Annotated in this window: 19 protein-coding genes; 2 read left to right on the plus strand and 17 right to left on the minus strand. The window is 72.7% G+C overall.

Features of this window, described 5'->3' with window-relative positions; translation table 11 throughout:
• Nucleotides 1-11 precede the first annotated feature (11 nt).
• The 16 genes from OG335_RS08415 to pgsA form a co-directional block, all read right to left on the minus strand.
• Nucleotides 12-2,522, minus strand: coding sequence for a RelA/SpoT family protein (locus OG335_RS08415; protein WP_405010408.1), 2,511 nt, complete (start codon nt 2,520-2,522; stop codon nt 12-14).
• A gap of 97 nt (nt 2,523-2,619) precedes the next feature.
• Entirely contained in the window at nt 2,620-3,171 is a 552-nt protein-coding gene (locus OG335_RS08420; RefSeq protein WP_405010409.1) for an adenine phosphoribosyltransferase, read from the minus strand.
• 25 nt (nt 3,172-3,196) lie between these two features.
• Nucleotides 3,197-4,306, minus strand: coding sequence for a protein translocase subunit SecF (secF, locus tag OG335_RS08425; protein ID WP_405010410.1), 1,110 nt, complete (start codon nt 4,304-4,306; stop codon nt 3,197-3,199).
• Nucleotides 4,307-4,310: 4 nt separating this feature from the next.
• Entirely contained in the window at nt 4,311-6,149 is a 1,839-nt protein-coding gene (gene secD, locus OG335_RS08430) for a protein translocase subunit SecD (RefSeq protein WP_405010411.1), read from the minus strand.
• A 145-nt stretch (nt 6,150-6,294) separates the two neighbouring features.
• A complete protein-coding gene (gene yajC / locus OG335_RS08435) occupies nt 6,295-6,705 on the minus strand; it encodes a preprotein translocase subunit YajC (protein WP_405010412.1) in 411 nt (136 codons plus the stop codon).
• 175 nt (nt 6,706-6,880) lie between these two features.
• Nucleotides 6,881-7,969, minus strand: coding sequence for a Holliday junction branch migration DNA helicase RuvB (gene ruvB, locus OG335_RS08440; protein WP_405010413.1), 1,089 nt, complete (start codon nt 7,967-7,969; stop codon nt 6,881-6,883).
• A 52-nt stretch (nt 7,970-8,021) separates the two neighbouring features.
• On the minus strand, nt 8,022-8,633 hold the full coding sequence (gene ruvA, locus OG335_RS08445) for a Holliday junction branch migration protein RuvA (protein WP_405010414.1): 612 nt from the start codon (nt 8,631-8,633) through the stop codon (nt 8,022-8,024).
• Nucleotides 8,630-9,166, minus strand: a complete 537-nt coding sequence (ruvC, locus tag OG335_RS08450; protein WP_405010415.1) for a crossover junction endodeoxyribonuclease RuvC — start codon at nt 9,164-9,166, stop codon at nt 8,630-8,632. Before ruvC ends, ruvA begins: the two co-directional genes overlap by 4 nt.
• A gap of 188 nt (nt 9,167-9,354) precedes the next feature.
• Nucleotides 9,355-10,113, minus strand: a complete 759-nt coding sequence (locus tag OG335_RS08455) for a YebC/PmpR family DNA-binding transcriptional regulator (RefSeq protein WP_405010416.1) — start codon at nt 10,111-10,113, stop codon at nt 9,355-9,357.
• Nucleotides 10,114-10,228: 115 nt separating this feature from the next.
• Nucleotides 10,229-10,840 carry a pyridoxal 5'-phosphate synthase glutaminase subunit PdxT gene (gene pdxT, locus OG335_RS08460; RefSeq protein WP_405010417.1) on the minus strand — a complete coding sequence of 204 codons (612 nt, stop codon included), beginning with the start codon at nt 10,838-10,840 and terminating at the stop codon, nt 10,229-10,231.
• Between the two features lie 90 nt (nt 10,841-10,930).
• Nucleotides 10,931-11,842, minus strand: a complete 912-nt coding sequence (gene pdxS, locus OG335_RS08465) for a pyridoxal 5'-phosphate synthase lyase subunit PdxS (protein WP_405010418.1) — start codon at nt 11,840-11,842, stop codon at nt 10,931-10,933.
• A 117-nt stretch (nt 11,843-11,959) separates the two neighbouring features.
• Nucleotides 11,960-12,505 (minus strand): hypothetical protein, encoded by a 546-nt coding sequence (locus OG335_RS08470; protein WP_405010419.1) that lies wholly within the window; start codon nt 12,503-12,505, stop codon nt 11,960-11,962.
• Between the two features lie 11 nt (nt 12,506-12,516).
• The gene (locus OG335_RS08475; RefSeq protein ID WP_405010420.1) at nt 12,517-12,861 is read right to left on the minus strand and encodes a 5-carboxymethyl-2-hydroxymuconate Delta-isomerase; all 345 of its coding nucleotides are present in this window, start codon (nt 12,859-12,861) and stop codon (nt 12,517-12,519) included.
• A gap of 9 nt (nt 12,862-12,870) precedes the next feature.
• Entirely contained in the window at nt 12,871-14,055 is a 1,185-nt protein-coding gene (locus OG335_RS08480) for a glycosyltransferase family 4 protein (protein ID WP_405010421.1), read from the minus strand.
• A complete protein-coding gene (locus OG335_RS08485; RefSeq protein ID WP_405010422.1) occupies nt 14,052-14,960 on the minus strand; it encodes a phosphatidylinositol mannoside acyltransferase in 909 nt (302 codons plus the stop codon). The genes OG335_RS08480 and OG335_RS08485 overlap by 4 nt, the downstream gene beginning before the upstream one ends.
• Complete coding sequence (pgsA, locus tag OG335_RS08490; protein WP_405010423.1) at nt 14,957-15,616, minus strand: phosphatidylinositol phosphate synthase; 660 nt, start codon at nt 15,614-15,616, stop codon at nt 14,957-14,959. Before pgsA ends, OG335_RS08485 begins: the two co-directional genes overlap by 4 nt.
• A gap of 345 nt (nt 15,617-15,961) precedes the next feature.
• On the opposite strand from pgsA, the gene OG335_RS08495 reads away from it, so the two are divergent.
• Nucleotides 15,962-18,007, plus strand: coding sequence for an elongation factor G (locus tag OG335_RS08495; RefSeq protein WP_405010424.1), 2,046 nt, complete (start codon nt 15,962-15,964; stop codon nt 18,005-18,007).
• Nucleotides 18,008-18,026: 19 nt separating this feature from the next.
• On the opposite strand, the gene OG335_RS08500 is transcribed toward OG335_RS08495, so the two are convergent.
• A complete protein-coding gene (locus OG335_RS08500) occupies nt 18,027-18,482 on the minus strand; it encodes a thiol-disulfide oxidoreductase DCC family protein (protein WP_405010425.1) in 456 nt (151 codons plus the stop codon).
• A gap of 203 nt (nt 18,483-18,685) precedes the next feature.
• Between OG335_RS08500 and OG335_RS08505 the strand changes: the two genes are divergently transcribed.
• On the plus strand, nt 18,686-20,326 hold the full coding sequence (locus OG335_RS08505; RefSeq protein ID WP_405010426.1) for a hypothetical protein: 1,641 nt from the start codon (nt 18,686-18,688) through the stop codon (nt 20,324-20,326).
• Nucleotides 20,327-20,368 lie beyond the last annotated feature (42 nt).

The raw sequence follows: 20,368 nt of genomic DNA on the forward strand, positions 1-20,368 counted from the left end.
TCTTGGCCCGCCTACTTCTTGGCGGAGGTCACCCGGTAGACGTCGTACACGCCCTCGACGCCGCGGACGGCCTTCAGGACGTGGCCCAGGTGCTTCGGGTCGCCCATCTCGAAGGTGAAACGGCTCATCGCCACCCGGTCGCGGGAGGTCTGCACCGCCGCCGACAGGATGTTGACGTGCTGGTCCGACAGCACGCGGGTGACGTCCGAGAGCAGCCGGGAGCGGTCCAGCGCCTCGACCTGGATGGCGACCAGGAAGACCGACGACTGCGTCGCCGCCCACTCCACCTCGATCATGCGCTCGGGCTGCTGCGAGAGGTCCTCGACGTTCACGCAGTCCGACCGGTGGATCGAGACGCCGTTGCCGCGGGTCACGAAGCCCACGATCGGGTCTCCCGGGACGGGCGTGCAGCACCGGGCGAGCTTGACCCAGAGGTCCTCCACGCCCTTCACGATGACGCCCGGGTCGCCCTTGGCGTGCCGGCGCAGCGAGCGGCTCTGGTGGGTCGGGGTGGCCGTCTCGGCGAGGTCCTCGGTGGCGCCCTCCTCGCCGCCCAGCGCCTGGACGAGCTTCTGCACGATCGACTGCGCGGCGACGTGGCCCTCGCCGATCGCCGCGTACAGCGAGGAGATGTCCGGGTAGCGCATCTCGTGCGCGAGGGTGACGAGGGAGTCGCCGGTGAGGATCCGCTGGATCGGCAGGCCCTGCTTGCGCATCGCGCGGGCGATGGCCTCCTTGCCCTGCTCGATGGCCTCCTCGCGGCGTTCCTTGGAGAACCACGCGCGGATCTTGTTGCGGGCCCGGGGCGACTTCACGAAGGTCAGCCAGTCGCGGGAGGGGCCGGCGTTCTCCGCCTTGGAGGTGAACACCTCGACGGCGTCGCCGTTCTCCAGCTCCGACTCCAGCGGCACGAGGCGCCCGTTGACGCGGGCGCCGATGCAGCGGTAGCCGACCTCCGTGTGCACGGCGAACGCGAAGTCCACCGGGGTGGCCTTCGCGGGCAGCGCTATGACGTCGCCCTTGGGGGTGAAGACGAAGACCTCGTTGCTGGAGAGGTCGAAGCGCAGCGACTCCAGGAACTCGCTCGGGTCCTCGGTCTCCTTCTGCCAGTCGAGGAGCTGCCGTAGCCAGGCCATCTCGTTGACCGCGTCGGCCTTGTCGTGCTTGCGGGCGGAGGCCGGGGTGTCGGTGCGCACCTTGGAGGTGCCGGCCACGGCGCGCTGCTTGTACTTCCAGTGCGCGGCGATGCCGTACTCGGCGCGGCGGTGCATGTCGAAGGTGCGGATCTGCAGCTCGACCGGCTTGCCGCCGGGCCCGATGACCGTCGTGTGCAGCGACTGGTACATGTTGAACTTGGGCATCGCGATGTAGTCCTTGAACCGCCCCGGCACCGGGTTCCACCGTGCGTGGATGGTGCCCAGCGCCGCGTAGCAGTCGCGGACGGTGTCGACCAGGACGCGGATGCCCACCAGGTCGTAGATCTCGGCGAAGTCGCGGCCGCGCACGATCATCTTCTGGTAGACCGAGTAGTAGTGCTTCGGCCGGCCGGTGGTCTGCGCGGTGATCCGGGCGCCCCGCAGGTCGCCCTGCACCTGGTCGATGACGGTGGCGAGGTACTCGTCGCGCTTGGGCGCGCGTTCGGCGACCAGCCGCACGATCTCGTCGTACATCTTGGGGTAGAGGATCGCGAAGGCGAGGTCCTCCAGCTCCCACTTGATGGTGTTCATGCCCAGCCGGTGCGCCAGCGGGGCGTAGATCTCCAGCGTCTCGCGGGCCTTCTTCTCCTGCTTCTCCCGCTTGAGGTACCGCATGGTGCGCATGTTGTGCAGCCGGTCGGCGAGCTTGATCACCAGGACGCGCGGGTCCTTGGCCATCGCGACGACCATCTTGCGGACGGTCTCGGCCTGCGCGGCCTCGCCGAACTTGACCCGGTCGAGCTTGGTGACGCCGTCGACGAGCAGCGCCACGGAGTCGCCGAAGTCGCGGCGGAGCGTCTCCAGGCCGTAGTCGGTGTCCTCGACAGTGTCGTGGAGCAGGCCCGCCATCAGCGTCGGCGCGTCCATGCCGAGCTCGGCGAGGATCGTCGCCACCGCCAGCGGGTGGGTGATGTACGGGTCGCCGCTCTTGCGCTTCTGCCCGCGGTGCCACTTCTCGGCGACGGCGTACGCCCGCTCGATGTCCTTGAGCAGGGCGGGGTCGGCCTTCGGATCCTGCGCCCGGATCGTACGGAAGAGCGGCTCCAGGACGGGGTTGACCGCGGTGCTGCGCTGGCCGCCGAGGCGGGCCAGGCGCGCGCGCATGCCGCCCGGCGAGGGGCGGTGGGCGGAGGACGGCAGGGCCGGACGCGCCGGGCCGGCACCGGCGGGTGTCGGGCGGCTCTCGGGACCGGCGGCCTCGGCCGTGGGCACAACCTCGTCGGGCAAGGACACTCCTCGGGGGGCAGGGCCTTCTCCCCACGGACGGGCGGTCGCGCCATCGGTCGCACCCGCCGGTCGCACAACCGGAAGGGGATGAATCTTCATGGTACCGAGAGTGCGGCCCGCCCGGTCGGCCGCCCGGCGTGCGGAGACGACGGAGCGGCGGCCGGGTCGCCCCGGCCGCCGCTCCGATCCGTCCGTCTCAGACGGTGACGAGGGTCTCCAGCGGTGCCCCGTCCAGGTGCGGGGCGAGCCGCGCCCGGCCGTCGAGGAAGCCGAGCTCCATGAGCACGATCACCCCGGCCAGCTTCGCACCGGCCTCCTGGACGAGGTCCAGGGAGGCGCCGATGGTGCCGCCGGTGGCCAGGACGTCGTCGACGACGAGGACGCGCTCACCCGGGGTGAAGGCGTCGCACTGGACCTCCAGCGTGGCGGAGCCGTACTCCAGGTCGTACGACCGGGAGAAGACGTCGCCGGGCAGCTTGCCCTTCTTGCGGATCGGCACGAAGCCGAGCCCGGCCGCGAACGCCGCGGGCGCCGCGAGGACGAACCCGCGTGCCTCCAGACCGACCACCTTGGTCGCCCCGAGCTCCTTCGCCCGGTCGGCGAGCGCCCGGGTGAGGGCGCCGAAGGCCTCGGCGTCGGCGAGCAGCGGCGCGATGTCCTTGAACAGCACGCCGGGCTTCGGGTAGTCCGGTACGTCCTTGATCCGGCTGGTGAGCAGCGCGGAGAGGGCGGAGTCGGGGGAGGTCACGTGGGTTCCTTCGGGTCTGCGGATCTCAGCGCTTTCCGGACGGGCGGCCCTTGGTGCGGGACCGGTTGACCGGCTGGTGACGCTGTCCGACCATACCCGCCGGCTCGTCCTCACCGTCCTCGGCGTCCTCCGGGCTCTCCCCCGCCGCCTGGGCGGCCTCGGCGGCCTTGGCGTCGGCGGCCCGGCGCTGGGCGACCCGCTTGGCGAGCGCCTTCATCTCCGGCGTCTGCTCCTTCAGCTGCGCGAGCAGCGGGGTGGCGACGCAGATGGAGGAGTAGGCACCGGCCGCGAGGCCGATGAACAGGGCGAGCGAGATGTCGTTCAGGGTGCCCGCGCCCAGCAGGCCACCGCCGATGAACAGCAGCGCCGCGACCGGGAGGAGGGCCACCACGGTGGTGTTGATCGAGCGGACCAGCGTCTGGTTGAGCGCGTGGTTGGCGGCCTCGCTGTAGGTGCGCCGGTTCTGCTTCGTGATGCCCCGGGTGTTCTCCTTCACGGTGTCGAAGACGACGACCGTGTCGTAGAGCGAGTAGCCGAGGATCGTCAGGAAGCCGATCACGGTGCCCGGGGTGACCTCGAAGCCGACCAGGGCGTAGACGCCGATGGTGATCAGGAGGTCGTGGATGAGCGCGACCAGGGCGGCCAGCGCCATCCGCCACTCGAAGGCGATGGCGAGGTACACGGTGACGAGCACCATGAAGATCACCAGGCCGAGGAGCGCCTTCTGGGAGATCTGCTCACCCCAGGAGGGGCCGATGACCTGGGCGTCGATGTCCTTGGCCTGGACGCCGAGGTCCTTGGAGAGCTCCTCGACGAACGCCGGGCCGCTGACCTTCTCCTCGGAGCTGACCTGGATGCGGATCTTGCCGTCGCCGAGCTGCTGCACCTGCGCGGTCGTGCCGCCGGTGATCTCGTTGGCGACGTCCTGCGCCTGCGCGATGCTCAGGCCCTGCTTCTGGACGGTGTAGACCGAGCCGCCCTTGAACTCGATGCCCAGGTGCAGGCCCATGGCGAGGCCGATCGCCGCGACGAGGACGATGACGCCGGAGATGGAGTACCAGAGCTTGCGCCTGCCGACGAAGTCGAAGCTGACCTCGCCCTGGTACAGCCGGTGGCCGATGTTCCGAAGGGACATGGCGTCAGGCCTCCTTGGGGGCCGCGGGGGCGGCGGGACGGCGACGGCTGCCACGGATCGGCGGACGGGCGCCGAGGCGCTTCGGGTCCAGGCCGGACATCGGGTGGCCGTCCGAGAAGAACTTCCGCCGCGCCAGCAGCGTGATGAGCGGCTTGGTGAAGAGGAAGATCACCACGATGTCGAGCAGCGTGGTCAGGCCCAGGGTGAACGCGAAGCCCTGCACCTTGCCCACGGACACGACGTAGAGCACCGCGGCACAGAGGAACGACACGAAGTCGGACACCAGGATGGTGCGCCGGGCGCGCGGCCAGGCGCGCTGGACCGCCGGGCGCAGCGGGGCGCCGTCGCGGACCTCGTCGCGGATGCGCTCGAAGTACACGATGAACGAGTCGGCGGTGATGCCGATCGCCACGATGGCGCCGCAGACCGCCGGCAGGTTGAGCGCGAAGCCGATGCCGTTGCCGAGGAGGCACATGATGGCGTAGGTCAGGATCGCGGAGACGAGCAGACCGGCGATGGAGACCAGGCCGAGGCCGCGGTAGTAGATCAGCGAGTAGATGATCACCAGGATCAGGCCGATCGCGCCGGCGATCAGGCCGGCGTGCAGCTGGTCGCCGCCGAGCTGGGGCGACACGGTCGTGACGTCGCTGGTGGCGAAGGTCAGCGGCAGGGCGCCGTAGCTCAGGACGTTGCCGAGGCTCTTGGCGTCCTCCTGGGAGAAGCTGCCGGAGATCGTCGCGGAGCCGCCGGTGATGGACTGGCTGACGTAGGGGTGGGAGACCACCTTGCCGTCGAGCACGATCGCGAACTGGTTCGCCGGGGAGGCCTGCGCGGCCAGGGCGGCGGTGGTGGTGGCGAACGCCTTGGAGCCGGCGTCGCTGAAGGTCAGGTCGACCTGCCAGCCGTTGGCGCGCTGGGTGTCGTAACCGGCCTGCGCCTTGGAGACGTCCGAGCCGTTCACGGCGACCGGGCCGAGCGCGAACTTGTACCAGACGCCCTGCTCGTCGTCGTAGGAGCACGCGACGGCGTTCTTGGCGGCGTCCGACTGGTAGTCGGTGCGCTTGGTCTGGTTCGAGCAGTCCAGGGCGGTGAACTGCTCCTGGAGGTCGGCCGGGACGGTGCCCTGGGTGAGGGCGGCGCTCAGCTCGGCCGGGCTCATGCTGCTGGGGGCGGCGGTCGGCGTGGCGCTGCTGCTCGCGGCGGCGGCGGCCGACGCGGAACCGGAGGCCTTCGCGGAGGGCGACGCCGAGGCCGACGGGTCGGCCTTCAGCGCGTCGCTGACCGCGCGGCCGGCCTTGCTGGCGCTCGCGGAGGCGGTGGCCTTGCCGGACGGGGAGGCGCTGCCGGCGGGGGCGGCCGCGGCACCGGAGGCGGTCGCCGACGGGCTGGCGCTGCTGCTCGCGCTGCCGGAGGGGCTCGGCGAACCGGTCACGTCGGCCGGGTTGACCCCGGTCGGCGCGAGGGCGAGCACCGGACGGAAGTAGAGCTTGGCAGTCGTGCCGATCTGGGCGATCGCAGCCTGCTTGTCACCGCCGTTGGGAATGTTGACGATGATGTTGCTGTCGCCCTGGGTCTGGACCTCCGCCTCGGAGACGCCCATGCCGTTGACGCGCTTCTGGATGATGCCGACCGCGATGTCCATGTTGGACTTGTTGATCGCGGCCTTGTCATCCGACTTCGCGGTCAGGGTGACACTGGTGCCGCCGGCGAGGTCGATCCCGAGACGCGGCGTCTTGCTGCCCGTCCCGAACATGAGGGCGATCAGTCCGACGGTGACCACCAGGATCAGGGCCAGCGCCCGCCCCGGGTAACCGTCGCGCTGGCGCGACTTGGGTGTTGCCACCTTGCTCGTTTCTCCCTGTCCATGCCGCCGCGGGCCGCACCCCGGCCCGGCTCTCGGCGGGAAGGGGGAAGGCGGCGCTGGGCGGCCCTGAGATCATGTGGGGCCGGCGGCCGGATGCCGCACGGCCTGGCAGAGCCCGACCGTACTACTTGGTCCCGGGGGTCTCTCGGTCGGCCGTGACGCTGTCCGCATCGTCCTTGGTGAGGCTGAGCGACTCGGCCTCGGCCTCGGCCTCGACGGTCTCATCGGCGGGCGTCGCGTCGGCAGGCTCCTCGACGGGGCGGCCGTTGATGATCGCGTCGTACTCGAGCGGCTCCAGCACGGCGGCGACGGCGCCCTTGGTGAAGTGCGTCACCACACCGGGGGCGATCTCGAGCTCGACGGTCTCCTCGTTGACCGCCTTGACCTGGGCGTACAGGCCACCGATCGTCCGCACGCCGGCGCCGGGCTGGAGCGTCGCCTGCATCGACTGCGCCTGCGACTGCCGCTTCTTCTGCGAGCGGAACATCAGGAAGATCGCGACGATCGGGAGGAGAAGGATGATGAGATTAGCCACAGCCAGGGTCCTTTGCGGGCCGCCTTGCCCGGCGGCCTGGTATACGTCGGCCCGTCGGTCGAGAGGGGCGGTCCGGCGGAGTCTAGGCGACCCGCACTGATCGGACAACGCCAAGCATCGCATCCTGCCGCCGAAAGTGGCGACCCTTGGCATGCCCCCGTTTTTCGGCTGCGGGCTACCGGCCGTCCGGGAACAAAGAAGCCTGTCCGGACGTCCTGGGTCCGGCCCCCGCGGCGGGCGGGGTCATCCCGAGGTGCTGCCACGCCGCCGCGGTGGCGATCCGACCGCGCGGGGTGCGGGCGAGCAGGCCCTCCCGGACGAGGAAGGGCTCGGCGACCTCCTCGACCGTCTCCGACTCCTCCCCCACCGCGACGGCCAGCGTCGACAGGCCCACCGGGCCGCCGCCGAAGAGGCGCAGCAGGGCGGTCAGCACGGCCCGGTCGAGCCGGTCGAGCCCGCGGGCGTCGACCTCGTAGACGTCGAGCGCCCGGTTGGCGATCTCCTGGGAGACCCGGCCGTCGTGCCTGACCTGCGCGTAGTCGCGGACGCGGCGCAGCAGGCGGTTGGCGATGCGGGGGGTGCCGCGGGAGCGGCCGGCGATCTCGGCGGCGCCCGCCGGGTCGATGGTGACGTCGAGCAGCGAGGCGGAGCGGTGCACGACGCGTTCGAGTTCGGCGGCGGCGTAGAACTCCATGTGGCCGGTGAAGCCGAAGCGGTCGCGCAGCGGCGGGGGCAGCAGGCCGGCCCGGGTGGTGGCGCCGACCAGGGTGAAGGGCGGCAGCTCCAGCGGGATGGCGGTGGCGCCGGGGCCCTTGCCGACGATGACGTCGACCCGGAAGTCCTCCATCGCCATGTAGAGCATCTCCTCGGCGGGGCGGGACATCCGGTGGATCTCGTCGAGGAAGAGCACCTCGCCCTCGGTGAGCGAGGAGAGGATGGCGGCGAGGTCGCCGGCGTGCTGGATGGCGGGGCCGGAGGTGATGCGGATCGGGGCGCCGAGCTCGGCGGCGATGATCATGGAGAGGGTGGTCTTGCCGAGCCCGGGCGGGCCGCTGAGCAGCACGTGGTCGGGGGTGGAGCCGCGCTTGCGGGCGGCCTGCAGCACCAGCGAGAGCTGCTCGCGGACGCGCTCCTGGCCGATGAACTCGTCGAGCAGCTTGGGGCGCAGGGCCGCCTCGACCGCCTGGTCCTCGCCGTCGGCGGCCGCCGCGACCAGGCGGTCGCCGGCCGGGTGGTCGGCGGGGTCGGAGTCGTACGGGCTCATCGGGGCGGGCTCCAATGTCGACAAAGTGACAGGTCGTCAGGTGGGTGGGGCGTCAGCGGTTGCGGTTGAGGCCGCGCAGCGCGGAGCGGAGCAGCGCGCCGACGTCCGGGGTGGTCTGCGCCTCGGCCTCCGGGGTGACGGCGGCCACCGCGTCGTCCGCCTCGCGCGGCGCGTAGCCGAGGCCGACGAGCGCGGCGTGCAGTTGCTCGTGCCACGGCGCGGGGCCGGTCGCGACGGGCTTCTGCGCGGGGACGGAGCCGCGCGGCGTCCCGAGCTTGTCCTTGTACTCCAGGAGCAGCTTGGCCGCCTTGGCCTTGCCGATGCCGGGCACCGCGATCAGCGCCTTCTCGTCGCCGCCCGCGACGGCGGCGCGCAGCGCGTCCGGGCTGTGCACGCCGAGCATGGCCTGCGCCAGGCGGGGCCCGACACCGGGGGCGGCCTGCAGGACCTCGAAGAGCGCCCGCTCGTCGTCGTCCGCGAAGCCGAACAGGGTGAGCGAGTCCTCGCGCACCACGAGGGAGGTGGCGAGCCGGGCGCTCTCGCCGACGCGGAGCCCGGCGAGCGTGGCGGGGGTGCACTGGACGGCCATGCCCACCCCGCCGACCTCGACGACGGCGGTGCCGGCCGCGATGTGGGCCACCGGCCCCTGGACGAACGCGATCAACGGACGTGCTCCTGACGTGCGCGGGGTGCCTTGGCGAGGGCGGCGGCGATGCGGTCCTGGGCGCCGCCGCGCCAGATGTGGCAGATGGCGAGGGCCAGCGCGTCGGCGGCGTCGGCGGGCTTGGGCGGGGCGTCCAGCCGCAGCAGGCGCTGCACCATCGCGGTGACCTGCGCCTTGTCGGCACGGCCCGAGCCGGTCACGGCGGCCTTGACCTCGCTCGGGGTGTGCAGGGTGACGGGGATGCCGCGCCGGGTGGCGCAGAGCATGGCGACCGCGCTGGCCTGCGCGGTGCCCATCACGGTGCGGACGTTGTGCTGGGCGAAGACCCGCTCGACGGCGACCAGGTCGGGCCGGTGCTCGTCCAGCCACTGCTCCAGGCCCTGCTCGATCTGCAGCAGCCGGGGGCCGATGTCGGCGTCGGCCGGGGTGCGGACGACGCCGACGCCGACCATGCGCAGCGGGCGGCCCGGTGCGCCGTCCACCACGCCCACGCCGCACCTGGTCAGCCCAGGGTCCACGCCCAGCACTCGCACCTGACGGCACCGCCTCTCCGTGTTGTGCCGCCCGGCCGGGGGTCCTGCGGGTGCCGGCCGGCGGCGGGCCGGTCCGGCGGCCTGCGGCCGGTGACCTGCGAAGGCTACCGGTCGCCTCCGACAGCGCCGCCGACGACACCGGCCCGGCGGTCCCGTGAGGGACCGCCGGGCCGGAGAGGGGCGTCGGCTCACTCGGCGTCGAGCTGGGCACCGACCTCGTCGCTGATGTCGAAGTTGGCGAAGACGTTCTGCACGTCGTCGCTGTCCTCCAGGGCGTCGATGAGCTTGAAGATCTTGCGGGCGCCGTCGACGTCCAGCTCGACCTGCATGCTCGGGACGAAGTTGGCGTCGGCCGAGTCGTAGTCGATGCCGGCGTCCACCAGCGCGGTGCGCACCCCGACCATGTCCGTGGCCTCGGAGAGGATCTCGAACGACTCGCCGAGGTCGTTGACCTCCTCGGCACCGGCCTCCAGGACGACCTCGAAGACCTTGTCCTCGTCGACGCCGTCGGCCTTGGGGACGATCACGACGCCCTTGCGGTTGAACAGGTACGACACCGAGCCCGGGTCGGCCATCGAGCCGCCGTTGCGGGTCATCGCGACGCGCACGTCGGAGGCGGCGCGGTTGCGGTTGTCGGTGAGGCACTCGATGAGGACGGCCACGCCGTTGGGGCCGTAGCCCTCGTACATGATCGTCGAGTAGTCGGCGCCGCCGGCCTCGGCGCCCGAGCCGCGCTTGACGGCGCGGTTGATGTTGTCGATCGGGACCGAGCTCTTCTTGGCCTTCTGGATGGCGTCGTAGAGCGTGGGGTTGCCGGTCGGGTCGCCGCCGCCGGTGCGCGCCGCCACCTCGATGTTCTTGATCATCTTGGCGAAGAGCTTGCCGCGCTTGGCGTCGATCACGGCCTTCTTGTGCTTGGTGGTAGCCCACTTAGAGTGGCCGGACATCGCCAGCTCCTTTACGTCGCCGAAGAGAAATGAACAGAGGAGATCCTACCGGTGTCGTCACCGGGGGGTGGCACACGGTCAGCGCGCCCCCGTACGGGATTCGGGCCGGTCGGCCTCAGGCGCCCTCGACCATGCGCACGAAGTACTCGTGCACCCGGTGGTCGCCGGTGAGCTCGGGGTGGAACGAGGTCGCCAGCAGGTGGCCCTGCCGGACGGCCACGATCCGGCTGTCCGGACCGTCGGCGGCGGGCACCTCGGCCAGCACCTCGACGCCCTCGCCGACCGCCTCCACCCAGGGGGCGCGGATGAAGACGCCGTTGACCGGCGCACCCTCCAGGCCGCGGAAGGAGACGCCGGACTCGAAGGACTCGTTCTGCCGGCCGAAGGCGTTGCGGCGCACGGTCATGTCGATGCCGCCGACCGTCTCCTGGTCGTCCCGGCCGTCGAGGATCTTGTCGGCCAGCATGATCATGCCCGCGCACGTGCCGTAGACCGGCATGCCCGCCGCGACGCGCGCGCGCAGCGGGTCCATCACGCCGAAGAGCAGTGCCAGCTTGGACATCGTGGTGGACTCGCCGCCGGGAATCACCAGGGCGTCCACCTCGGCCAGCTCCTCGGCACGCCGCACCGGGCGGGCGACCGCGTCGGCGGCGGCCAGCGCTATCAGGTGCTCGCGGACGTCGCCCTGGAGGGCCAGGACGCCGATGGTGGGGGTGCTGCTGGACACGGTCTTTTCCTCTTCGGTCGTTGCTCGGGGGGACGTGCACCGGCCCGCCGCGCGCGTCACGCCGCGCGGCGGGCCGGCCTGGCGCGGGTGTTACCAGCCGCGGTTGGCGTAGCGCTCGGTCTCCGGCAGGGTGTCGCAGTTGATGCCCACCATGGCCTCGCCCAGGTTGCGGGAGGCGTCGGCGATGATCTTCGGGTCGTCGAAGAAGGTGGTGGCCTTCACGATGGCGGCGGCGCGCTTGGCCGGGTCACCGGACTTGAAGATGCCGGAGCCGACGAAGACGCCCTCGGCGCCGAGCTGGCGCATGAGCGCGGCGTCGGCCGGAGTGGCCACACCGCCGGCGGAGAACAGCACGACCGGCAGCTTGCCGAGCTCGGCGACCTCCTTGACGAGCTCGTACGGCGCGCGCAGCTCCTTGGCGGCGGCGTACAGCTCGTTGTTGTCGAAGCCGCGCAGCTTGGCGATCTCGTTCTTGATCTGGCGCAGGTGACGGACGGCCTCGACGACGTTGCCGGTGCCGGCCTCGCCCTTCGAGCGGATCATGGCCGCACCCTCGGCGATGCGGCGCAGCGCCTCACCGAGGTTGGTGGCGCCGCAGACGAACGGCGTGGTGAACGCGAACTTGTCGGAGTGGTTGACCTCGTCGGCCGGGGTCAGCACCTCGGACTCGTCGATGTAGTCGACGCCGAGCGACTGCAGGACCTGCGCCTCGACGAAGTGGCCGATGCGGGACTTCGCCATGACCGGGATGGAGACCGCGGCGATGATCTCCTCGATCATGTTCGGGTCGGACATCCGGGCGACGCCGCCGTCCTTGCGGATGTCCGCGGGCACCCGCTCCAGCGCCATGACGGCGACAGCACCGGCGTCCTCGGCGATCTTCGCCTGCTCGGCGTTGACCACGTCCATGATCACACCGCCCTTGAGCTGCTCGGCCATGCCGCGCTTGACGCGGGCGGTGCCGATCTGCGGCTGGTCTGCGGTGGTGGGGAGGGTGGACACGTAAGACCTCACTCGAAGATGAACCAGTGCTATCGACTAATCGTAGGCCCGGGACGCCCCTTACCGATGCGCCATACAGTCCAGCCGGAAGGCCCGGGTACGACAAACAGTAACCGTTCAGGCGGGGGCGCCCTCCGGGGTGAACACCGCCGGGGGCTCGTCGTCCATCTCGAACGCCATCGGGAAGGGCGCGCGCCCCGCCAGCCGGAAGTACCGCACCAGGCGGTGCTCGCGCACCGCACGGGCCGCGCGCACCGCGTCGTTGTGGAACCGCCGCGCCATCGGCACCCGCCGCACGGCGGCGGTCAGGTCCCGCACCGCCTCCTCGCCGCCGGGCGCCCGCAGCAGCACGGCGACCTGCTCCGGCTCGGCGAACACCGCACGCAGGGCGAGGCTCAACTCGCTCTCCGCGACCTCCCGGTGCTCGTCCTCGGTCTGCCGGGCGGCGTGCGAGGCCTCGTACAGCAGCAGGGAGGCCGCCGGGTCCAGCAGCGCGGAGGTCGCCAACTCCTGCGCCACCGAGGCCCGGCGCAGGAGTTGGGCGTCGAGCGAGGCCCGGGCCGCGTCGATCCGCGCGTGCAGCCGGTCCAGCCGGCCGGCCGTCCAGCTCAGGTAGACGGCGGACACGACGACGGCCGCAACGGCCCAGATCCAAGTGGTCACGGGCGGAAACGCTACAGGGAGGCCGCCCGGTAGATCGCCGGGTCGAGCTCCACCACGTTGACGGCCAGGTGCACCCGCTCACCGGTGACGTGCCGCTTGAGCAGGCCCAGCACGGCCTCGCTCAGCTCGGCGCGGGTCTGCGGGCTGCGCCCGGCCAGCACCTTCAGCTCCAGGTACACCGCCGCCCGGCCCGGACCGCCGTCGCCGAGGAACTCCTCCTCGGTCCCGCGGAACCGGGTCTTGCACGCCTCCACCGTGGTGTTGATCACAGCGGCCACCAGCGGGTGCAGCTCGGTGGCGAACCCGCGCCGGTCGAAGGCGAGTCCGGACGAGTGGTCGACGAAAATCTGCGGCACGACAGCCTCCTAGTCCCGGGCGGCGAGGCCGAAGCGCTCCCGCCATCCCATGCGTTCGTCCTCGGCCACCGGCGGCATGCCGTCCGTGACCGTCTCGTACACCGAGAGGATGTCCGCGCCGACCGTCTCCCAGTCGAAGCGCCGGACGTGCCGGGAGGCGGCCTCCCTGAGCTCGCGCAGCCGGTCGGGGCTGCCGAGCAGTTCGACGGCGGCGGCGGCCAGCGCGTCGGCGTCCTCGACCGGGAAGAGCTCGCCCGCCGCGCCGCCGTCCAGCACCTGGCGGAACGCGTCGAGGTCGCTCGCCAGCACCGGCGCACCGGCCGACATCGCCTCGACGAGGATGATGCCGAAGCTCTCGCCGCCGGTGTTGGGCGCGGCGTAGAGGTCGACGCTCCGCAGCAGGCTCGCCTTCTCGGCGTCGCTGACCATGCCGAGGAACTCCACCTGCGCGCGCACCTCCGGCGCCAGGCACTCGACGGCCTCCTCCTCGTCGCCCTTGCCGGCGACCAGCAGCCGCACCCCCGGGCGCTCCGCGAGGATCCGCGGCAGGGCGGCCAGCAGCGTCGGCAGGCCCTTGCGCGGCTCGTTGATCCGGCCGATGAAGCCGATCGTCCCGGGCCCGCCCTCGGCGGCCCCGCCCTGCCAGCGCGGGTCCGGCGCGGCGTCGGCGAAGAACCGCACGTCGACGCCGTTCGGAATGACCACCGCGTCACCGCCCAGGTGCTCGACCAGGGTGCGCCGGGCGTACTCGCTGACGGCGATCCGCGCGGACATCTTCTCCAGGCCCGGCTGCAGGATCGGCGAGGCCGCGATCATCGCCCGCGACCGCGGGTTGGACGTGTGGAAGGTGCCGACCATCGGCCCCGACGCCGACCACGCGGCCAGCATCGACAGGCTCGGCGAGTTCGGCTCGTGGACGTGCAGGATGTCGAAGCGGCCGTCGTTGAGCCAGCGCCGCACCCGGGCCGCCGACAGGATGCCGAAGCTGAGCCGGGCCACCGAGCCGTTGTAGGGCACCGCGACGGCGCGGCCCGCCGAGACGACGTAGGACGGCAGCGCCGACTCGTCCTCGGCCGGGGCCAGCACGGACACCTCGTGGCCCCTGCGGATCAGGTCCTCGGCGAGGTCGCGGATGTGGAACTGCACCCCGCCGGGCACGTCCCAGTCGTACGGGCAGACGATGCCGATCTTCATGGTGCGGTCCCCCGGTCGTTCGTCAGGTCGGACAGCCACAGCTTCTGCAGCATGTGCCAGTCCTCGGCGTGCTCCCGGATGCCCTGCGCCCACACGTCGGCGAGCGCCTGCACCATCGCGGCGCCCTGCTCGCGGCGGTCGCCCCCGGCGGGCGGGACGATCTCCGGGTGGACCTCGGCCCGCATCATGGGGCCGTCGTACCAGAGCGTCACCGGGAACAGCGCCGCCCCGGTGCGCAGCGCGAGCGCCGCCGGGCCGGCCGGCATCCGGGTCGGCTCGCCGAAGAAGTCCACCGGGGTGCCGGCCGCCGACAGGTCGCGGTCGCCGAGCAGGCAGACCATCCCGCCGTGGCGCAGCCGCCGGGCGAGCGTGCCGACCACCGACACCTCGGAGCCGGTCAGCGGCAGCACCTCCATGCCCAGGCCCTCGCGGTACGCCACGAACCGGTCGAACAGCGACTCCGGCTTCAGCCGCTCGGCGACCGTCGTGAACGGGTACCCGCCGGCGGAGGCGATCCACGCGCCCGCGAGGTCCCAGTTGCCCATGTGCGGCAGCGCCATCACGGCGCCGCGACCGGAGGCCATCACCGCGTTCAGCTGCTCGATGCCCTTGAGGGTCATCGCGTCGGCGATCCGCTCCGCGCTCCAGGTGGGCAGCCGGAACGACTCCATCCAGTACCGCAGATAGGACCGCATGCCCGCCCGGGACAGCTCGCGCAGCCGCGCCTCGTCCGCCTCCGGGTGCACCCGGCGCAGGTTCGCCTCCAGTTGCAGCACGCCCTTGCCCCGCTTGCGCCACACCCGGTCCGCGATCCGGCGGAACAGCGCCTGCGCCACCCGCTCGGGCAGCAGCTTCACCGCCGCCCAGCCGAACGCGTACAGCCCGTCGGTCAACCGCTCCTTCACGCCGCCCCCTCGGCTCCCGCCGTCTCGCGGTCGGCCTCCCGGGCCTCCCGGCGCACCGTGAGGATGCGCTGCATCACCGTCACCAGGCTGCCCGCCGCGACCACCCAGAGGGCGAACGGCAGCAGCCACTCCACGTACGGCAGTCCGAAGCCGTGCAGGCCGGCGACGCCCGCCGCGACGAGTGTGATCACCAGCCGCTCGGCCCGCTCCACCAGCCCCGACACGTCCACCGGGAATCCGAGGCTCTCGCCCCGCGCCTTCGTGTACGACACCACCTGGCCGCTCGCCAGGCAGAACACCGCAACGGCGCAGAGCAGGTCGTTGTTCCCCGTCCCGGAGTACCAGAGCGCGAGACCGCCGAAGATCGCCGCGTCGGCGACCCGGTCCAGCGTGGAGTCCAGGAACGCGCCCCACTTCGAGGAGCGTCCCGCCTGGCGGGCCATGTTGCCGTCGACCAGGTCGGAGAAGATGAACAGGGTGATCGTGATCGTGCCCCAGAAGAACTCCCCGCGGGGGAAGAACACGAGGGCACCGGCGACCGACCCGGCCGTACCGATCAGCGTCACCGCGTCCGGGCTGACGCCCCAGCGCAGGAGCATCGCGGCGAACGGCGTCAGGACACGTGTGAAGAAGGCACGCGCGTATTTGTTGAGCATGGCCTTCCGGACCGCTCCGTCTCTCACCGGCATCCGCCCGCGGCCCCTGTGCCGCCGGGCGGCCGAGCGGATCGGCCCGCCCGGCTGGACAATGGTATCCACGCTGATCGCGGGCTCCGCCGCCCCACGCCCCGAGCCACCTCCCCGCACCCCGGCCCCGCGCCCCGGGAGCCCGCCGACGGCCCCGCCGGCCCCGCCGGCCCACCACGCACCGCCCCGCGGCACCGCCGCGGACCGTGAGCACCGCACGTGACGCACCCCACGGGAGAGCCCCGCACGTGACGGGCACCGCACGCCACCCGCGCGAGCGCGCCGCAGCCACCCGCGAACCGCAGGAGAGCAGCCATGGCGGACCGAGCAGCCACCCACACCGCGGCCCCCACCGTCGAACGACCCGACCGGCTCCGCAACGTCGTCCTCCTCGGCGGCACCGGAGCCGGCAAGACCACCCTCGTCGAGTCGCTGGCGCTCACCGCCGGCGCCCTGACCCGTGTCGGCAGCGTGCCCGAGGGCACCACCGCCGCCGACCACGAGGAGATCGAGCACCGGCAGCAGCGCTCCGTCCAGCTGGCGCTCGTCCCGCTGGCCTGGCAGGACTGCAAGGTCAACCTGCTGGACGCGCCCGGCTACGCCGACTTCGCCGGCGAGCGGCAGGCCGCCGTCCGCGCCGCCGAGGCCGCCCTGCTGGTGGTCTCGGCCACCGACCCGGTCTCCGCGCCCACGCTCGCCCTGTGGCGCGAGTGCCGGGCGGCCGACCTGCCGACGGCGATCGTGCTGACCCACGTCAACGCCGTCCGCGTCCGCCTGGACGAGGTGCTCGCCGCCCTCCAGGACGCCCTCGGCGAGGGCCACCCCGACACCGTCCTCCGACTGCACGACACCACGCTGAGCAACGGGCGGCTGCTGGGCTCCGTCGAGCTCCTGACCGGCCGCCGGTACGGCGAGCCCGGCGACCTCCCGGAGCTCGACGCGGACCGCGGCCACCTCGTCGAGGCCATCGCCGGCGAGGACGACGCCCTGCTGGAGCGCTACGTCGCCGGCGAGGAACTCGACGCACCCGCGCTCGCCGAGGCGCTCCGCCGCGAGTTCCTCGCGGGCACGGTCCACCCCGTCGTGGCGACCGCGCCGCCGGACGTGCCGACCGGCACCGCCCCGGGCGCCGCCGAGCTCCTCGACCTCATCGCCGCGGCCTTCCCGTCCCCGCTCGACCGCCGCGACGACCTGCCGCCGTGCGACCCGGACGCCCCGCTCGTCGCACAGATCGTGCACACCGGCGAGGACCCGTACGTCGGCCGCCTCAGCCTCGCCCGCGTCTTCGGCGGCACCCTGCGCCCGGACACCGCCGTGCACGTGCCCGGCGGTGCGGACGAGAAGGTCACCGGCCTGAGCTGCCCGTTCGGCAAGCAGCAGCGACCGGTGCCGCACGCGCTGCCCGGCGACCTCGTCTGCCTGGCCAAGCTCACCACCGCCCGCACCGGCGACACCCTGGCCGCGAACGGCCGGGAGGCCCTGCCGCCGTGGCCGCAGCCCGAGGCGCTGCTCCCCGCGGCCGTGGAGGCCCACAGCAAGGCCGACGAGGACAAGCTCTCCCAGGCCCTCGCCCGGCTCTCCGCGCAGGACCCGGCGCTGCGGGTCGAGCAGAACCCCGACACCCACCAGCTCGTGCTGTGGTGCACCGGAGAGGCCCACCAGGCGGTCGTCCTCGACCGGCTGCGCAGCCGGTACGGCGTGCACGTCGACACGGTCGACTACAAGGTGGCGCTGCGCGAGACCTTCGCCGCGAGCTCCAGCGGGCACGGCCGGCACGTCAAGCAGTCGGGCGGCCACGGACAGTACGCGATCTGCGACCTCACCGTGGAGCCGCTGCCCGGCGGCGGCTTCGAGTTCGTCGACGAGGTGGTCGGCGGGTCGGTGCCGCGCAACTTCATCCCGTCGGTCGAGAAGGGCGTGCGCGCGCAGCTCGCGCACGGCGTCCTCGCCGGCTACCCGCTGGTCGACGTCCGGGTGACGCTGACCGACGGCAAGGCGCACTCGGTCGACTCCTCCGACGCGGCGTTCCAGACCGCCGGCGCGCTGGCGCTGCGCGAGGCGGCCGCGCTGGGACGCGTCCAGCTCCTCGAACCCGTCGACGAGGTCCACGTGCTGCTGCCCGACGAGTACCAGGGCGCCGTCCTGAGCGACCTGTCGGCCCGCCGCGGGCACGTGCTCGGCACCGAACCGGGCGGCCCCGGCCTCAGCCTGGTGCGCGCCGAGGTGCCGGAGCTCGAACTCACCCGCTATCCGGTCGAGTTGCGGTCGATCTCGCACGGCACCGGGCAGTTCTCCCGCAGCTACCTGCGGCACGCCCCGATGCCGGCCGGCCTCGCCGCCCGGTACGAGCACGCGACCTGACCCGCCGCCGCGCGCCCGCCTACGGCGGCGTCCGCCGGCCGGGCAGCGCACAGGCCGGGGTGCCGCCGGGCATCCGGTGCCGGTGGCGGGCCACCGCCCGGTACACGGCCGCGGCGAGCGGCCGCACCGGCGGCAGCGCGAGGAGCGCACCTGCGTACGCCCAGGCGCCGCCGGAGCGCATCAGGAGCCGGGCGACCGCCTGCGCCCCGCCGTACACCTGCCCGCCGGGGGTCAGCCAGAGCAGCTCCTGCCCGGCCCGGGCGGCGGTCACCAGGCCCCGGCCGCCGACGCGGCGGTCGAGCGCCGCGAGGTCGGCGTGCTGGTACGGCACCGCCTCCCAGCCGCCCGAGGACAGGCTCGCCCGCGGGTAGCGCGCGGCCCGGTCGACGCAGGTGGTGCAGAAGGCGCAGTCGCCGTCGAAGACGAGCAGCGGGTCGTGCGCGGGCAGGTCGGTTCGGTCGGTGCGGTCGGCCATGTCCGGAATCCTCCCTCATCCGGGGGGTGTCCGGCGGCTGCCGCACGCCGGAGGATCGAACCGGCCGCGAAGTGGGCATGATCCCCCGTGACGTGCGGCGGACCGGTGCTGACGCCTGTTCAGACGATCACGCCCGCACGTGCTCCGCGGCACGATAACCTGCCGCTGACAAGGGCAGACCAGGGGATGGAGGGGCAGCCGCCGTGACCCAGCTCGACATGACCCCGGGCGCGCAGATACCCCGTACGGACGTCGGCCCGCAGACCGCCGCCACCCAGGCGCTGTCCTCGGCCGCCTACCGCGACGGCAGTTTCCGCGAGCTCGGCGACAAGCTCGGCGCCACGCTCAAGAACGGCAAGTTCGAGCTGTTCCGGCCGAGCGTCGGCGAGGCGTTCAGCCGCGCCGTCATCGACCGGACGCTGCCGGCGAAGCGCAATCCGCTGGTCCCGTCGTTCGGCACCGACGTGCGCATGGTCGTCGAGCACTGCCTGGCCGCGCAGGAGCTGCGCAACGCCCGCGACCGGCAGCTGACCCTGGTCACCCTGGTCTGCGGCGTGCTCTTCCTGCCCGGTGCGCTGGTCTGGCTGGCGGCGTTCCAGGCACGGGCGGTGGTGAAGAAGAGCCACCCGGCACGGGAGGGCTTCTACGGCACGCTCGCGCTGCTGGCCGCGGCGGCGCTCGCGGTGCTCTTCGTGGTGCGGCCGCCCTTCGCCGGGCCGTGGACGCTGTACCTCCGGCTGATGATGCTGGCGCCGGTGGTGGGCTGGTTCGTCGCCAAGCGGATCTGCCTGCGCAGCACCGTCGAGCTGCGGTCCCGCTGGGGCGGGCTGCTCGACGGCGGCGTGGTCGCGGCCACCGTGCCGAAGGCCGTCCCGCGGGACGACCTGGACCGCAAGGCGACCGACCTGCGCGCGAGCCTGGAGCGGCTCACGTCCGAGCAGGAGACCAACATCCAGCACTACGCGGGCAAGAAGGGCATCCTCGGGGCGGGGGTGCGCTGGGTCACCGTGGAGATGAACGAGGACCTGCGCCCGGCCCCCGGCCAGGCCGACTTCCGCACGTTCCACCGCTGGGACCTCGCCAAGAAGATCGCCGAGCGGCTCGGCGGCGTCGCGGCCAGCGAGGTGCCGGGCGGCACGATGCCCCATGTCTCGGTCCACCACTGGGTGGTGCAGGACCTCCCGGAGGGCGCCGACGAGATCGGCCGGCCCGGCACGCCGGAGATGGACGGCTACCGGATGCGCGACTTCGGCATCCAGCAGATAGCGAACCGGCAGACCATCGGCACCGACACGGACGCCCTGGTCGCCGCCCAGCTCGTGCTGCACAACGGCCAGGTCGTGGCCACCGTGACCGTCAAGATCACCATCCTGGGCCGCAACCTGCGGGTCTCCGCGTACGGGCACGCGCTCGGTCCGATCAACGGCCTCTTCACGGGCAAGCCGAAGCCCAGGGAGACGAAGGTCCCGAAGACCGGCAAGTTCTGGGAGGAGCGCACGATCGTCCACCCGCTGGTCGACGACGACGAGGTGGTGCGCCAGGCGGTGCGGGCGCCGCTGATGCGGATCCCCGGGCTGCTCACCTGGCTCGGCGGCTCGCTCGCCCTGCCGGAGCCCTTCTGCCTGCGGCAGGCGTGGACGGACCCGACGTGGAACCGCCGCGCGATGTCGGACTCGGTGCTCTACACCGCACAGCCGATCTTCAACGCGGTGCAGGCGGCGACCATCGAGTTCCTCGCCGACCACGACGTGGACGTCGACCGGTTCACCAACCGGTCCAACATCAGCCGTTCGGAGAACCAGGCCGTCCGCCCGTTCCGGGCCGACGCCTACGACGCCGGCTAGACGCGTGCGCAAGGGCCCGCGCCACCCGTCCACCGGGGGCGC

The sequence above is a fragment of the Kitasatospora sp. NBC_01539 genome, assembly GCF_045040525.1.
Taxonomy (GTDB): Bacteria; Actinomycetota; Actinomycetes; order Streptomycetales; family Streptomycetaceae; genus Kitasatospora.

What these genes read in the sequence shown, in the direction of transcription:
- pgsA (WP_405010423.1), bottom strand. Translation starts at nt 15,616, where the DNA reads ATGCTCAACAAATACGCGCGTGCCTTCTTCACACGTGTCCTGACGCCG.
- OG335_RS08495 (WP_405010424.1), top strand. Translation starts at nt 15,962, where the DNA reads ATGGCGGACCGAGCAGCCACCCACACCGCGGCCCCCACCGTCGAACGA.
- ruvB (WP_405010413.1), bottom strand. Translation starts at nt 7,969, where the DNA reads ATGAGCCCGTACGACTCCGACCCCGCCGACCACCCGGCCGGCGACCGC.
- OG335_RS08415 (WP_405010408.1), bottom strand. Translation starts at nt 2,522, where the DNA reads ATGAAGATTCATCCCCTTCCGGTTGTGCGACCGGCGGGTGCGACCGAT.
- OG335_RS08455 (WP_405010416.1), bottom strand. Translation starts at nt 10,113, where the DNA reads ATGTCCGGCCACTCTAAGTGGGCTACCACCAAGCACAAGAAGGCCGTG.
- OG335_RS08480 (WP_405010421.1), bottom strand. Translation starts at nt 14,055, where the DNA reads ATGAAGATCGGCATCGTCTGCCCGTACGACTGGGACGTGCCCGGCGGG.
- secF (WP_405010410.1), bottom strand. Translation starts at nt 4,306, where the DNA reads ATGTCCCTTCGGAACATCGGCCACCGGCTGTACCAGGGCGAGGTCAGC.
- OG335_RS08500 (WP_405010425.1), bottom strand. Translation starts at nt 18,482, where the DNA reads ATGGCCGACCGCACCGACCGAACCGACCTGCCCGCGCACGACCCGCTG.